General features: G+C 62.3%; 16 protein-coding genes. 7 read left to right on the top strand and 9 right to left on the bottom strand.

Features of this window, described 5'->3' with window-relative positions; translation table 11 throughout:
- The first annotated feature begins 12 nt into the window (after positions 1-12).
- A complete protein-coding gene (locus tag ACZ9A3_RS22460; RefSeq protein ID WP_010221227.1) occupies positions 13-228 on the top strand; it encodes a TOBE domain-containing protein in 216 nt (71 codons plus the stop codon).
- Between the two features lie 56 nt (positions 229-284).
- On the opposite strand, the gene ACZ9A3_RS22455 is transcribed toward ACZ9A3_RS22460, so the two are convergent.
- The 4 genes from ACZ9A3_RS22455 to ACZ9A3_RS22440 all read right to left on the bottom strand — a co-directional run bounded on the left by ACZ9A3_RS22455 (position 285) and on the right by ACZ9A3_RS22440 (position 5354).
- A complete protein-coding gene (locus tag ACZ9A3_RS22455) occupies positions 285-911 on the bottom strand; it encodes a TetR/AcrR family transcriptional regulator (protein WP_045201159.1) in 627 nt (208 codons plus the stop codon).
- Between the two features lies 1 nt (position 912).
- Positions 913-2499 (bottom strand): glutamate--cysteine ligase, encoded by a 1587-nt coding sequence (gene gshA / locus ACZ9A3_RS22450; protein ID WP_045201160.1) that lies wholly within the window; start codon positions 2497-2499, stop codon positions 913-915.
- Between the two features lie 153 nt (positions 2500-2652).
- Complete coding sequence (locus tag ACZ9A3_RS22445) at positions 2653-3036, bottom strand: PaaI family thioesterase (RefSeq protein ID WP_045201161.1); 384 nt, start codon at positions 3034-3036, stop codon at positions 2653-2655.
- Complete coding sequence (locus ACZ9A3_RS22440) at positions 3036-5354, bottom strand: Tex family protein (protein ID WP_093378382.1); 2319 nt, start codon at positions 5352-5354, stop codon at positions 3036-3038. The genes ACZ9A3_RS22445 and ACZ9A3_RS22440 overlap by 1 nt, the downstream gene beginning before the upstream one ends.
- 241 nt (positions 5355-5595) lie before the next feature.
- Between ACZ9A3_RS22440 and ompR the strand changes: the two genes are divergently transcribed.
- Positions 5596-6336, top strand: coding sequence for an osmolarity response regulator transcription factor OmpR (gene ompR, locus ACZ9A3_RS22435; protein WP_195885264.1), 741 nt, complete (start codon positions 5596-5598; stop codon positions 6334-6336).
- A gap of 128 nt (positions 6337-6464) precedes the next feature.
- Complete coding sequence (locus tag ACZ9A3_RS22430; protein ID WP_038998193.1) at positions 6465-7778, top strand: ATP-binding protein; 1314 nt, start codon at positions 6465-6467, stop codon at positions 7776-7778.
- On the opposite strand, the gene rimK is transcribed toward ACZ9A3_RS22430, so the two are convergent.
- Together rimK and rimB are read right to left on the bottom strand one after the other, a co-directional pair.
- A complete protein-coding gene (gene rimK, locus ACZ9A3_RS22425) occupies positions 7775-8680 on the bottom strand; it encodes a 30S ribosomal protein S6--L-glutamate ligase (protein WP_010221234.1) in 906 nt (301 codons plus the stop codon). The genes ACZ9A3_RS22430 and rimK overlap by 4 nt on opposite strands.
- Entirely contained in the window at positions 8677-9159 is a 483-nt protein-coding gene (gene rimB, locus ACZ9A3_RS22420) for a retropepsin-like aspartic endopeptidase RimB (RefSeq protein WP_038998194.1), read from the bottom strand. The genes rimK and rimB overlap by 4 nt, the downstream gene beginning before the upstream one ends.
- Positions 9160-9302: 143 nt before the next feature.
- Here rimB and ACZ9A3_RS22415 point away from each other — a divergent pair, with 143 nt between their 5' ends.
- Entirely contained in the window at positions 9303-9704 is a 402-nt protein-coding gene (locus ACZ9A3_RS22415; protein ID WP_038998195.1) for an RNA-binding S4 domain-containing protein, read from the top strand.
- Here ACZ9A3_RS22415 and ACZ9A3_RS22410 read toward each other — a convergent pair.
- Entirely contained in the window at positions 9701-10504 is an 804-nt protein-coding gene (locus tag ACZ9A3_RS22410; protein ID WP_093378385.1) for a phosphatase PAP2 family protein, read from the bottom strand. The two genes, ACZ9A3_RS22415 and ACZ9A3_RS22410, sit on opposite strands and share 4 nt — an antisense overlap.
- A gap of 105 nt (positions 10505-10609) precedes the next feature.
- On the opposite strand from ACZ9A3_RS22410, the gene hslO reads away from it, so the two are divergent.
- Positions 10610-11512, top strand: a complete 903-nt coding sequence (gene hslO, locus ACZ9A3_RS22405; protein WP_045201165.1) for an Hsp33 family molecular chaperone HslO — start codon at positions 10610-10612, stop codon at positions 11510-11512.
- Between the two features lie 179 nt (positions 11513-11691).
- A complete protein-coding gene (locus ACZ9A3_RS22400; protein ID WP_476253133.1) occupies positions 11692-13233 on the top strand; it encodes a phosphoenolpyruvate carboxykinase in 1542 nt (513 codons plus the stop codon).
- A 63-nt stretch (positions 13234-13296) separates the two neighbouring features.
- On the opposite strand, the gene ACZ9A3_RS22395 is transcribed toward ACZ9A3_RS22400, so the two are convergent.
- On the bottom strand, positions 13297-13569 hold the full coding sequence (locus tag ACZ9A3_RS22395; protein WP_093378391.1) for a type II toxin-antitoxin system RelE/ParE family toxin: 273 nt from the start codon (positions 13567-13569) through the stop codon (positions 13297-13299).
- Entirely contained in the window at positions 13569-14033 is a 465-nt protein-coding gene (locus tag ACZ9A3_RS22390) for a hypothetical protein (RefSeq protein ID WP_230090912.1), read from the bottom strand. Before ACZ9A3_RS22390 ends, ACZ9A3_RS22395 begins: the two co-directional genes overlap by 1 nt.
- Before the next feature lie 103 nt (positions 14034-14136).
- Between ACZ9A3_RS22390 and ACZ9A3_RS22385 the strand changes: the two genes are divergently transcribed.
- Entirely contained in the window at positions 14137-14565 is a 429-nt protein-coding gene (locus tag ACZ9A3_RS22385; protein ID WP_093378395.1) for an acyl-CoA thioesterase, read from the top strand.
- Positions 14566-14569: the final 4 nt, after the last annotated feature.

The raw sequence follows: 14569 nt of genomic DNA, 5'->3' as shown, positions 1-14569 counted from the left end.
GGAACCAAGCAGATGACTATCAAAGCGATCAACGTACGCAACCAGTTCAAAGGCACCGTCAAAGAAATCCTCGAAGGCCCGGTATTGTCGGAAATCGATGTGCAGACCGCCTCGGGTATCGTCACCTCGGTGATCACCACCCGTTCGGTGCGTGAGCTGGAATTGACTATTGGCAGCGAGGTGATTGCCTTTGTGAAGTCGACCGAAGTGTCGATCGCCAAGCTCTGAAAATCGCGGGTCAAGCCCGCTCCCTGTAGGAGCGGGCTTGACCCGCGATGAGGCCGTCAGCGTTTAGGCAGAAAGGGCGGTAGGTACAAGCCCAGATACGCATCAAACACCCGCATCCCTTCCTCGGCCATGCGCGGCGTAATCTGCCCATGCAACTGCACCGAACGGGCATACACCCGGTCTCCCAGCTCCATGGCCAGGGCAAACACATCGACATCTTCCGGTAACACCGGCAACTGGAAATGCGCGGCAAACAGCCTGTGCATCAGGTCGCCCAGCTCGATGTCGTGCTGGCGGTCAGCCTGGGTCACTTCGCTCAGGCCATGCTGGGCGAGAATCAATTGCCGGGCCGCGGCGTCTTCGTTGTAGATCACCAGCATGCGCTGCTCGACCAGGCGCGACAGGTCGTGCCAGGTGTTCAGCGCCGCTGAATCAATCGGTGCTTCAAGGCAGGCGCGAAAGGCGCCGTGCACGTCGGCGGTGAGTGCTTCAAGCAACGCCGGGACACTGGCGAAGAAGTGATACACCGACGACGGCGGAATCTGCGCGCGCTCGGCCACGCTGTAAATCGACAGGCTGGCCACCCCTTCGCTGGCCAGCAGCGTGCGCGCCGCCTCGAGGATCGAATCGATCCTCGCCTGGCTGCGGGCCCGGGGTTTGCGCGGGGTAACGGTGCGGGTCATGTCAGTTGCTGATCGCCAGGATGCTCGCCTGGTAAGCGCTGACGAACAGGTCGAAATCAGCCTTGTCCTCTTCACGCTCAAGCTTGGCCTGGGCTTCCAGGGACTGGCGCGCTGCGCTTTCGAAACCTTGCTGCTGCTCGGCTGAAAGGGCTTGGGCGCGGAAGAACTCGGCATGCACCTGGCTTTGGCGCAAGGCGAAGCGGCTGAAGCTTTCCTTGTGCTCGGTCATGCTCGCCAGCACCTGCGCCGATGGCGTCAGGGCAGGGTCGCTGACCTTGGCTTTCTGCGCCTGCAGGGCCTTGGCGTGTTCGTCGCCGCCCTGGCTGCGGTCAAGCAGTTCGGCCAGTGGCGCGATGCGTTCGAGCAATTCATCGGCCCACTGCTTGAGTTCGACCGGCTGGCCGTCACGCTGCAGTTGCAGGCCCGGGCGGCGACCTTCCTTGACCACGCTGAGGAAGTTGCCGGTGCAGTTGCCGCACTCCTGGTTGCCCAGCAGCGGGCTGTCTTCCAGGGCGCAGAACAGCAGGAAGGCGTCGAGGAAACGCGCTTGCGGCAGGTCGATACCGGTGGGCAGGAACGGGTTGATGTCCAGGCAGCGTACTTCGACGTACTGGATGCCACGGGCCATCAGCGCCTGGATCGGCCGCTCGCCGCTGTAGGTGACGCGCTTGGGGCGAATGTTGGAGTAGTACTCGTTTTCGATCTGCAGGATGTTGGTGTTCAGCTGAACCCACTCGCCATCCTTGTGCGTACCGATCTCGACATAGGGCGCGTACGGCGTGGCCACCGCCTTGCGCAGGCTGTCGGTGTAGCTGGCGAGGTTGTTGTAGCACGGCGTCAGGCCGGCCTGGGCGTTGCTCTGGTAACCCAGGTCGCTCATGCGCAGGCTGGTGGCGTAGGGCAGGTACAGGGTGTCGGCGTCGAACTGCTCAAGCTGGTGCGGGCGGCCACGCAAGAAGCCGGCATCCAGGGCCGGCGAGGCGCCGAACAGGTACATCAGCAGCCAGCTGTAGCGACGGAAGTTGCGGATCAGGGCGATGTAGGCCGACGACTGATAGTCGCGATCATCCACCGTGCTGTGTTCCGCTTCGCGCAGCAGCGGCCAGAGTTTTTCTGGCAGCGAGAAATTGTAGTGAATCCCGGCGATGCACTGCATGGTGCGGCCGTAGCGCAGGGCCAGGCCCTTGCGGTAGACGTACTTGAGCTGACCGATGTTGGAGGTGCCGTACCAGGCGATCGGAATGTCTTCCTCGGCCGGCAGCGGGCAGGGCATCGACGGGCTCCAGAGGAACTCGTTGCCAAGCTTGGTGTAAGCGAAGCGGTGGATGTTCTCCAGGCTTTCGAGGGTCTGCGCCGGGTCCGCCAGGGCTGGGGTGATGAACTCCAGCAGCGACTCCGAGTAGTCCGTGGTGATCTGCTCGTGGGTCAACGCCGCGCCCAGGGCTTCGGGGTGCGGAGTCTGGGCCAGACGACCTTCCTCGGTCACACGCAGGCATTCACGCTCGATGCCGTGCAGGCACTGCTTGAGCAGGGAGAGGTTGTCGCCTTGGCCGAGCAGGCTCAGGCGGCGGTTGAGAAGTTCGCTCAAGATGGATTCCTTCACGCGTCAGTCGCCCCAATATGGGGGTAGAGATGACGGTCTACAAGGGTGGACAGAGGAACTGGCGTTGTCGCCTGGTTTTGGCCGGCTTTCGGCAGCGCCTGCGCTCTGCCGAAAGTACCGCAGTTTGGCCATTTGCGGCTAGAGGACGACGAAAGTCCCCTGTGCTTTTGCCACCAGTTTGTCGCCCTGGAGTACATCTGCGTCGACCACCAGCGTGCGCCGCCCGGCATGCAGCACCCGGGCGATGCACAGCACGTCACCTTCGCTGACCGCGCGCAGGTAGTTGATCTTGCATTCGAGGGTCACGCTCTGCTGGTCGAAACCATGGGAACTGGAGCAGGCCAGGCCCATGGTGGTGTCGACCAGGCTGAAGATTGCCCCGCCATGCAGCTTGCCGCCGCGGTTGCGCAGGTGCGGCTCCAGGGCCATGGCCACCTCGGCAACGCCGTTTTCCAGGCGTTGCAGACGGCAGCCGAGCAACTGGCTGAAGGCGCTGAAGACGACGTCGTCGGGAACCGTCATCACTTCTTCTTCAGCTGCTTGGCGTTGGCGAACAGCGAGGCCATGGCGTTGTTGGCCGGTGCCGGGGTTTCCTTGGCGCGGGCTGGGGCACTCTGTTGGCGCGGGGCCGAGCCCGGGCGGCTGCCACGGGCGCCGTCGATCTTCTCGCCCGGGGTGTCGCTCATGCGCATCGACAGGCCGACGCGTTTGCGCGGGATGTCGACTTCCATGACCTTGACCTTGACCACGTCGCCGGCCTTGACCGCTTCACGCGGATCCTTGATGAACTTCTCCGACAGCGCCGAGATATGCACCAGGCCATCCTGGTGCACGCCGATGTCGACAAAGGCACCGAAGTTGGTGACGTTGGTCACCACGCCTTCGAGGATCATCCCCAGTTGCAGGTCCTTGAGGTCTTCGACGCCTTCCTGGAACTCGGCGGTCTTGAACTCCGGGCGTGGGTCGCGGCCGGGTTTGTCCAGTTCCTGGAGGATGTCGGTGACCGTCGGCAGGCCGAAGGTTTCGTCGGTGAACTTCTTCGGGTCCAGGCGCTTGAGGAAGCCGCTGTCGCCGATCAGCGAACGGATGTCACGGTCGGTCTCGGCGGCAATGCGTTGCACCAGCGGGTAGGCTTCCGGGTGCACCGCCGAGGCGTCCAGCGGGTTGTCGCCGTTCATGACGCGCAGAAAGCCTGCGGCCTGTTCGAAGGTTTTTTCGCCCAGGCGGCTGACTTTCTTCAGCGCGGCGCGGGTCTTGAAGGCGCCGTTGGCGTCGCGGTGGGCGACGATGTTCTGTGCCAGGGTGCTGTTGAGGCCGGAGATGCGCGCCAGTAGCGCCACCGACGCGGTGTTGACGTCGACGCCGACGGCGTTCACGCAGTCCTCGACCACCGCATCCAGGCCACGGGCCAGCTTCAACTGCGAAACATCGTGCTGGTACTGGCCGACACCGATGGATTTCGGCTCGATCTTCACCAGTTCCGCCAGCGGGTCTTGCAGGCGGCGGGCGATCGACACAGCGCCACGGATCGACACGTCGAGGTCCGGGAACTCCTTGGCCGCCAGCTCCGAGGCCGAGTACACCGAAGCACCGGCTTCGGAGACCATGACCTTAGTCATTTTCAGCGCTGGATATTTTTTGATCAGTTCGGCGGCGAGCTTGTCGGTTTCGCGGCTGGCGGTGCCGTTACCGATGGCGATCAGCTCGACCGAGTGCTTGGCGCACAGCGCGGCGAGCACGGCGATGGTCTGGTCCCACTGGTTTTTTGGTACGTGCGGGTAGACGGTGGCGGTGTCCAGCAGCTTGCCGGTGGCATCGACCACGGCGACCTTGCAACCGGTGCGCAGGCCCGGGTCCAGGCCCAGGGTGGCGCGCGGGCCGGCCGGGGCGGCCAGCAGCAGGTCGTGCAGGTTGTGGGCGAAGACGTTGATCGCCTCGCCTTCGGCGTTGTCGCGCAGCTCGCCGAACAGGTCGGTTTCAAGGTGGCTGTAGAGCTTGACCTTCCAGGTCCAGCGCACCACTTCGGCCAGCCATTTGTCGGCAGGACGGTTCTGATTTTGCAGGCCGAAACGCTCGGCGATCATCATTTCGCACGGGTGCAGGGTGCCCGGCAGTTCTTCGCCGACTTTCAGCGAAGCGGACAGCACGCCTTCGTTGCGGCCGCGGAAAATCGCCAGGGCGCGGTGCGACGGTACGCTCTTGAGCACTTCGTCGTGCTCGAAGTAGTCACGGAACTTCGCCCCTTCCTCTTCCTTGCCGGCCACCAGGCGGGCGCTGAGCACCGCTTCCTGCTTGAGAAAGCTGCGCAGCTTGTCGAGCAGGCTGGCGTCTTCGGCAAAGCGCTCCATGAGGATGTACTTGGCGCCTTCGAGGGCGGCTTTGACATCGGCCACGCCTTTTTCGGCGTCGACGAAACGCGCGGCTTCGGTTTCAGGGCTCAGTTGCGGGTCGCTCAGCAGGCCGTCGGCCAGCTCGCCGAGGCCGGCTTCCAGGGCGATCTGGCCCTTGGTGCGGCGCTTTTGCTTGTACGGCAGGTACAGGTCTTCGAGGCGGGTCTTGGTGTCGGCCAATTTGATTTCACGGGCCAGTTCCGGGGTCAGCTTGCCTTGCTCTTCGATGCTGGCAAGGATGCTGACACGCCGTTCGTCCAGCTCGCGCAAGTAGCGCAGGCGCTCTTCAAGGTGACGCAGCTGGGTGTCATCCAGGCTACCGGTGACTTCTTTCCGGTAACGGGCGATAAAAGGCACGGTCGAACCTTCATCAAGTAGAGCCACGGCCGCTTCGACCTGTTGTGGGCGGACACCGAGTTCCTCGGCGATGCGGCTGTTGATGCTGTCCATAAAACCACCTGACAAATTGTGAATACAAAGGCCGCGGGCGGGCGCTGTAGAGCGCTTGTGGTCAATGCGGCGCTGGCTGAAAGCGGCGCATTATACCCAGCGCGTCCGGCTTGCGGTGATAGCAGCAGGCCAGTTGTCGGCCCGGCAATACTGGCACCCGGGGAAAAATCTGCTAACAATGCACACGGCACGGCCATTGATGGCTAAGCCATAATGCGTGCCGAGATTAGAGGAGCTACCCATGAGCAGCACTGCACAAACCGCCGAAGGCGACAAAATTCTCATCGTCGACGATGACCCGGGCCTGAGCAGCCTGCTGGAACGGTTCTTCACCAGCAAGGGTTATCGCGCCCGTGCAGTACCCAATACCGAACAGATGGACCGCCTGCTGGCCCGCGAGGTTTTCAACCTGGTGGTGCTCGACCTGATGCTGCCCGGCGAAGACGGCCTGACCGCCTGCCGCCGCCTGCGCGCCGCCAACAACCAGATCCCGATCATCATGCTCACCGCCAAGGGCGACGAGCTGAGCCGCATCAAGGGCCTGGAGCTGGGTGCCGACGACTACCTGGCCAAGCCGTTCAACCCCGACGAACTGATGGCCCGGGTCAAGGCCGTGCTGCGCCGCCAGGCCCCGGCAGTACCGGGTGCACCGGGCAGCGAGGACGAAACCGTCACCTTCGGCGACTACGCGCTGTCGCTGGCCACCCGCGAACTCAAGCGCGGCGAAGAAGTGCACATGCTCACCACCGGTGAGTTCGCCGTGCTCAAGGCGCTGGTGATGCACGCCCGCGAGCCGTTGACCCGCGACAAGCTGATGAACCTGGCCCGTGGCCGCGAGTGGGACGCCCTCGAACGCTCCATCGACGTGCAGATCTCGCGCCTGCGCCGGATGATCGAACCCGACCCGTCCAAGCCGCGTTACATCCAGACCGTCTGGGGCGTTGGTTATGTGTTTGTGCCGGATGGTAATGCCAGCAAGTGATGTTTCGTTTGCAGGAGTAGCTCACCGCCAGCAGGGCAGGCCTTCGGGGTTGCCCTGTTTTTGCCTGTGCAGCGCTTTGCAAAGCCTGCGAGCCCCGCTCGTTCCCGCATAGTGTGTAGCCGTTGTCGATGAAAACGCCCCTGTGGTTCCCGCAAAGCTTCTTCGCCCGCACCCTCTGGCTGGTGCTGATCGTTGTGCTGTTCTCCAAGGCCCTGACCCTGGTGTACCTGCTGATGAACGAGGACGTGCTGGTCGACCGCCAATACAGCCATGGCGTGGCCCTGACCCTGCGCGCCTACTGGGCTGCCGATGAGTCCGATCGCGACAAGATCGCCGAGGCGGCGGGGCTGATCCGGGTGGTTGGCTCCGGGGTGCCCGAGGGTGAGCAGCACTGGCCGTACAGCGAAATCTACCAGCGCCAGATGCAGGCCGAACTTGGCGCCGACACCGAGGTGCGCCTGCGTGTACATGCGCCGCCGGCCTTGTGGGTACGGGCGCCGAGCCTGGGCGATGGCTGGCTGAAGGTGCCGCTGTATCCGCATCCGCTGCGTGGGCAGAAGATCTGGAGCGTGCTTGGCTGGTTCCTGGCCATCGGCCTGTTGTCGACCGCCTCGGCCTGGATTTTCGTGCGCCAGCTCAACCAGCCGCTCAAGCGTCTGGTGTTCGCCGCCCGGCAATTGGGCCAGGGGCGCAGCGTGCGCTTGCCGATCAGCGATACGCCGAGTGAAATGACCGAGGTGTACCGTGCCTTCAACCAGATGGCCGAGGATGTCGAGCAGGCCGGGCGCGAACGTGAACTGATGCTCGCCGGGGTCTCCCATGACCTGCGCACACCGCTGACGCGCCTGCGCCTGTCGTTGTCGTTGCTGGCCAACGAAAGCGACCTGACCGACGACATGGTCCGCGATATCGAAGACATGGACGCGATTCTCGACCAGTTTTTGGCGTTCATCCGCGATGGTCGCGATGAGCCGGTCGAAGAGGTCGATTTCAGTGAACTGGTGCGTGAGGTGGTGGCGCCGTTCAACCAGCCGGAGGAACAGGTGCGCCTGTGCCTGGAGCCGATCCCGCCGTTCCCGCTGCGCCGGGTGTCGCTCAAGCGCTTGCTCAACAACCTGATCGGCAACGCCCTGTACCACGCCGGCAAGGGCGTTGAAGTGGCGGCCTATGTGTCTGGCGAGAATGGCGCGCCCTACGTGGTATTGAGCGTGCTCGACCGCGGCGCCGGGATCGACCCGGGCGAGCTGGAGGGCATCTTCAACCCGTTCATCCGCGGCGACCGTGCCCGCAGCGGCAAGGGCACCGGGCTGGGCCTGGCGATCGTCAAGCGGATCGCCGCCCAGCACGGTGGCAATGTGCAGTTGCGCAACCGTTCAGGCGGCGGCCTGGAGGCGCGGGTGCGGCTGCCGCTGGGGCTGATGCTGCCGCGCGACGCTGTTTAGCCTTTGCCCTTGGTGCGGGTCAGGTTCGGCCCGCCATTCTTCTCCAGGTGTTCGATGATCATCCCTGCAACGTTCTTGCCGGTGGTGACTTCGATGCCTTCCAGGCCAGGCGAGGAGTTGACCTCCATCACCAGCGGGCCGTGATTGGAGCGCAGGATATCCACACCGGCCACGCTCAGGCCCATGACCTTGGCGGCGCGGATGGCGGTCATGCGCTCTTCCGGGGTGATCTTGATCAGGCTGGCGCTGCCGCCGCGGTGCAGGTTGGAGCGAAACTCACCGGGCTTGGCCTGGCGCTTCATCGAGGCGATGACCTTGTCGCCGACCACGAAACAGCGGATATCGGCGCCTCCGGCTTCCTTGATGTATTCCTGGACCATGATGTTCTGCTTCAGGCCCATGAAGGCTTCGATCACCGACTCGGCCGCCTTGGTGGTTTCGCACAACACCACGCCGATGCCCTGGGTGCCTTCGAGCACCTTGATCACCAGCGGCGCGCCATTGACCATCTGGATCAGGTCGGGGATGTCGTCCGGCGAGTGGGCAAAACCGGTGACCGGCAGGCCGATACCCCGGCGCGACAGCAGCTGCAGCGAGCGCAGCTTGTCCCGCGAGCGGGCGATGGCCACCGATTCGTTGAGCGGGAACACCCCCATCATTTCGAACTGGCGCAGCACCGCGCAGCCGTAGAAGGTCACCGAAGCGCCGATTCGTGGGATCACCGCGTCGAAGTTTTCCAGCGGCTTGCCGCGGTAGTGGATCTGCGGTTTATGGCTGGCAATGTTCATATAGGCGCGCAGGGTGTCGATCACAACCACCTCATGGCCTCGTTCGGTACCGGCTTCGACCAGGCGACGAGTGGAATACAGACGCGGGTTTCGCGACAGCACGGCGATCTTCATGCAACACCTGTGGAGGGAGTGATAGTGGCCGGGAATGCCGGCTTGTCCTGAACGTACTTGAGCCCCGGGTTGACCACCAACTGGCCATGGATCAGGGCTTTGGAACCGAGCAACAGGCGATAGCGCATGGCCTTGCGGCAGGCCAGGGTGAATTCCACCTCCCACACCCGGTCACCCAGCGCCAGGGGCGTGCGGATCACGTAGCGGGTCTGGGCTTGGCCGTTGGAGCTCTTGATGGTTTTCATCGTCACCAGCGGCGCCTCGCAGCGCCGGTGACGCAGTTGTACCACCGAACCCAGATGGGCGTTGAAACGCACCCACTGTTCGCCATCGCGCTCGAAGGGTTCGACTTCGGTGGCGTGCAGGCTCGAGGTGCTGGCGCCGGTGTCGATCTTGGCCCGCAGGCCGGCCAGGCCGAGGTCCGGCAGGGCCACCCACTCGCGCAGGCCGATCACGGTCAAATGGTCAAATGTCTTCAAAATGCTCAACCAGCGTAGTAAGTCGTCAGGCACCAGGGCGGGCATGAACGACAGGTCGGTGAACTGTAAGCACGCCGCGTGTTTTTTGCATCCGCCAGATACGGTAGTACAGTTCCCTTTACGAAAATAAGTGGGGAAATGTCATGGCACAAAAGCCGGAAGAGGATGACAAGGTCCGTCTGGACAAATGGCTATGGGCGGCGCGCTTCTACAAGACCCGGGCGCTGGCCAAGGCGGCCATCGAAAGCGGCAAGGTGCATTGCCGGGGCGAGCGCTGCAAGCCGGGCAAGGAGCCGCGGTTGGGCGATGAGTTCGTCCTGCGTACCGGCTTTGACGAGCGTACGGTGGTGGTCAAGGCGCTGTCGGTAGTGCGTCGCGGCGCGCCTGAAGCTCAGGCGCTATACGAGGAAACCGCGCAGAGCATCGCCCGCCGGGAACAGGCTGCGGCGATGCGCAAGGCCGGTGCCCTGGGGGTCAGCACTGATGGCCGGCCCACCAAGAAACAGCGGCGCCAGCTGCATCAGTTGCATGACAGCGCCGGTTAAGCGCGCGGGTTGACCACATTCAGGCGCCCGAGCAGTGGCAGCCGCGCCATGAGCTCGAACAGCGGTGCGCTCAGGCGCATCAGGGCAGCGCTGGCCTTGGCGGCAAACGGGGTATAGCAGCTCCAGCCCAAGGCCAGTACCGCCATCAGCACGCCGCCGATGTAGTCGTCCTGGCCCCAGTGCGCGCCTGCCACCAGGCGCGGCAACATGAACAGCAGCGCCAGGGCCCAGACCAGCAATTGCTGTAGCAGCTTGCGGCTGAACAGGCTCATGAACATCGCCCAGATCAGCAGCACCGAGGCGTGATCGCCAGGGAAGCTCTGGCTGGAGCGGTCCTTGAGTTCCCAGCGTGCTTCAAGTTGCGGGTAGAAGTCGCTGAGGTGAATGGCATCGCTGAACACCATCGACGGGCTGTTGTGCTGCCAGCCCATGGCGTTCATCCATTTCGAGAACAGCGCGCGGATCACCAGCAGCAGGACCAGGGTAGCGAAGAAGCCGAAGAAGGCCTGGCGCACCTGGCTGGCCTTGAATACCCAGTCGCCACGGATCAGCAGGCTGAGGAGGATCAGGCCGACGACAATATCGAACGGGCGCAGGCTGCCGACGGTCCAGATGTAACGCCAGACGCTATTGTCGGCCAGTGGCCGGTTGAGCAGGTGAAACAGCCATTCGTCGAAAGTCAGGCAGATGATCTGGCCAACAGGCCACAACCAGAAACACAGTAGAGCAACGGGCAAAACCGTGCAGAGAATCAAGGGACCCCAAGCCCACCTTGCTTGGAACAGTGAAGAATTGTCCATAAACTACCTCTTTGCTGCGAACCACGAGTGCACCATTCTGGTGCTCTAGACTGGGCTTTATAGGCCCTTGAAATTATTTTGTCATCATTCAGAAAGCCAAAGCCCATGTCCGATTTGCCAGATACCGACTACACACAACGCTTCCTTTTCGACGACCGCGACGTTCGCGGTGAAATGGTCGGGCTGGAGCGCAGCTACGCCGAAGTGCTGGCCAAGCACCCTTATCCGCAGCCTGTGGCACAGCTGCTCGGCGAGCTGATGGCGGCAGCCGCGCTGCTGGTCGGTACGCTGAAGTTCGATGGCCTGCTGATCCTCCAGGCGCAGTCGAGCGGGCCGGTGCCCCTGCTGGCTATCGAGTGCACCAGCGAGCACGAAATTCGTGGCCTGGCCCGTTATGCGGCCGAGCAGATCAAGGATGATGCAACCCTCGCCGATCTGATGCCTGGCGGCCACCTGGTGCTGACCATCATTCCGGTCAACGGCCAGCGCTATCAGGGCACGGTGGAACTGGACGGCAAGGATCTGTCGGAATGCTTCACCAACTATTTCGTCATGTCCCAGCAGGTCAACACCTGCATCACCCTGGCCGCCGACGGCATTCGTGCCCGTGGTCTGCTGGTGCAGCAGCTGCCGGCCGACCGCCAGAAGGACATTGAGGAACGCGAGGAAAGCTGGAACCACGTCAAGGCGCTGGCCAATACCCTGAAGGCTGAGGAATTACTAGGCCTGGACAACGAGACCGTTCTGCATCGCCTGTATCACGAGGATGCCGTGCGCCTGTTCGATATCCAGCCGCTGCATTTTCGCTGCAGCTGCTCCCGTGAGCGCTCCGGCAATGCCCTGGTGAGCCTGGGCAAGCATGACGCGCTGGAGCTGATCAACGAGCATGGCGGCCAGATCGAAGTCGATTGCCAGTTCTGCAATCAGCGCTACCAATTTGATGCCGCCGATATCGAGCAATTGTTCGCCGGTGGCGGTGTAGACACACCGTCAGATACTCGTCACTAAAACGTTTCACCACAGGTAAATCTCCTGTCTAACGCCGGAAACACGCCGTTCTGACAGGAGGGCCCTACTTTTTTTGGGCGTTTCTGGCATAATCCGGCCACTTTTTTCGCTGTAGTAGTTTTCAAAGCTCTACTACAAAACGTTTGGAGCACTCGGCCGCAGGCCGGATGGGGAATCTCATGACGCAAGCCAACAACACCGTCTACACCGACCTGAGCGTCGATGAGCTGGTAAAAGAAGCGCTGAACCGCGGTGAAGGCGAGCTGGCCGATACTGGCGCGCTGGTCGTGAAAACCGGTCACCGTACCGGTCGTTCGCCGGTGGATCGTTTCATCGTCGAAGAGCCGTCCACTCAGGACGCCATCGCCTGGGGCCCGATCAACCGCAAGTTCCCGGCCGACAAGTTCGATGCCCTGTGGGACCGCGTCGAGGCGTTCAACAACGCCCAGGATCACTTCGTTTCCTACGTTCACGTAGGCGCGGCTGCCGATCACTACCTGCCAGTGAAGATGACCACCCAGACTGCCTGGCAGAACCTGTTCGGTCGTTGCCTGTTCATCAATCCTGAACAGTACAACCCTGCTGGCCGTGACCAGTGGCAAGTGCTCAACGTTGCCAACTTCGAGTGCGTGCCTGAGCGTGACGGCACCAACTCCGATGGTTGCGTGATCCTCAACTTCGCCCAGAAGAAAGTCCTGATCGCCGGCATGCGTTATGCCGGTGAAATGAAAAAGGCCATGTTCTCGGTACAGAACTTCCTGCTGCCGGCTGCCGACGTGCTGCCAATGCACTGCGCCGCCAACATCGGCGAAGAGGGCGACGTGACCCTGTTCTTCGGTCTGTCGGGTACCGGCAAGACCACCCTGTCGGCTGACGAAAGCCGCTACCTGATCGGCGACGACGAGCACGGTTGGGGCGAAGGCGTTGTCTTCAACATCGAAGGTGGCTGCTACGCCAAGTGCATCGACTTGTCCGAGAAGAACGAGCCGGTCATCTGGAAAGCCATCAAGCACGGCGCAGTACTGGAAAACGTCGTCATCGACGATGCCAAGCACGCCGACTACACCGATGTCAGCCTGACCCAGAACAGCCGCGCCGCCTACCCGCTGGAGCACGTTGCCAAGCGTTCCGAGAAGAACCTCGGTGGCGAGCCTAACGCGGTCATCTTCCTGACCTGCGACCTGACCGGCGTGCTGCCGCCAGTGTCGATCCTCAACGAAGAACAAGCGGCCTACCACTTCCTGTCCGGCTACACCGCTCTGGTGGGCTCGACCGAAATGGGTTCGGGCAGCGGCATCAAGTCGACCTTCTCCACCTGCTTCGGCGCGCCGTTCTTCCCGCGTCCGGCTGGCGAATACGCAGAGCTGCTGATCAAGCGTATCCGCGGTTTCGGCTCCAAGGTCTACCTGGTCAACACCGGCTGGACCGGCGGTGGCTACGGTGTGGGCAAGCGCTTCAACATCCCGACCACCCGCGCGGTGATCGCAGCGATCCAGAGCGGCGCCCTGATCGGCAGCGAAACCGAGCACCTGGACACCATCAACCTCGACGTGCCACTGGCCGTACCGGGTGTTGAAGCCAACCTGCTCAACCCACGCAACACCTGGGCTGACCAGGCTGCTTACGATGAAGCTGCAAAAGCCCTGGCTGGCTTGTTCATCGAAAACTTCAAGAAGTTCGAAGTGTCCGACGCCATCAAGGCTGCTGGCCCACAGCTGTAAGCTGAAGCCTGCGTAAACAAAAAGCCGCCCTCAGGGGCGGCTTTTTGTTTTCCGGCTGTTCAATCATGGCCATTGTTGCCTGGCATGCAGCACCCGGATGATCTCGACGCAGTCTTCCACCACGCGATAGATCATTAAGTAGTTGGGACGAACCACGATTTCATGCGTACCGGGAAATCTTCCCGCTTTGTACATCGTCGGTGAGTATTGCGCTTTCCGGGCTTTGCTTTCAAAAGCCTCGTCCAGCGCGATTGCCGCTTCCGGGTTGTCGGCTGCAATGTGGTCCATGATCAGTTCGCGGTCGCTCAGTGCCATGGCTCGCCACACCAGTCTCATCAATGCGAACGAGCTTTCAGCGCTGCGCGGCGCTCGGCGAACAAGCGGCGAGCTTCATCATCCTCGATTGACGGAGTAGTGTCCTGCAGGCTGGCTTCGACTTGTGCGCTGAACCAGGTTTCGTAGGCCGCCGCTTCATGTGCTGTTTTAAGGGCCTGGGCACGATCAGGTCTTTGATAGGTCTGGAGTGTCTCGGGGTCGTAGCTGGAAGTGTCGACCTTGAAGTAGTCAATGCCTAGCGCCTGGAGATAGCTCACCAGCGTCTCGAGTTTTTTGAACAACCGGACATTGCCACTGCGTTGTGCAGTGAGTATGTGCTCCTGGTCCCTGGCGGAGACTTGAACAGCCCAGCCCCCCGCTTGCGCGACTACATGCGTGGTGTTGATGCAGCCAATCTCGACCATCTTGCTGAGTTCGGCATGGTCCATGTTATGAGTTGGCATGGGTGAATGTCTCTGCTTCATAAGGTCGATCCATGCTATGCAATCTATAGTTGATTGCAACTATAGGGCTTCTGAAGTGTTTGTGGGAAGCTTCGCACTCTTCCACAAGTGTCTCAGGTCCCTCATGTCCGAACTCCCACAACGCCAAGCCTTCCGCCATCTGCACCCGATCCTCAGCCGCTGGCAGGACAGCGACCTCAATGGTCATATCGCCGGTGCCACGGTTTACGCCTACTTCGACACTGCGATCCAGGCCTACCTGCTGCAACAGGCCGGGCTGGATTTGCAGGAAGGCGAGGTGGCCGGGTTCGTGGTCAGTTCGGCGGCGGATTTTTTCGCCTTGCCGGCCTTCCCCGACACCCTTGAAGTCGGCCTGCGGGTGGCACGCCTGGCGGGCAGTTCGGTGGAGTACCAGTTGGCGTTGTTCCGGGTCGAGGACGGGCAGCCTTGCGCGGCCGGCAAGGTGGTGCAGGTGTTCGTCGAGCGCGAGTCAGGGCGGCCGGCGCAGTTGCCGGCCACGCTGCAGGCGGCACTGGAGCGCTTGCAAGGCTGAGACC

Source organism: Pseudomonas sp. TE4620, from assembly GCF_056279045.1.
The sequence above is the reverse complement of the archived record's forward strand: the minus strand, read 5'-3'. Positions and strand labels throughout refer to the sequence as shown.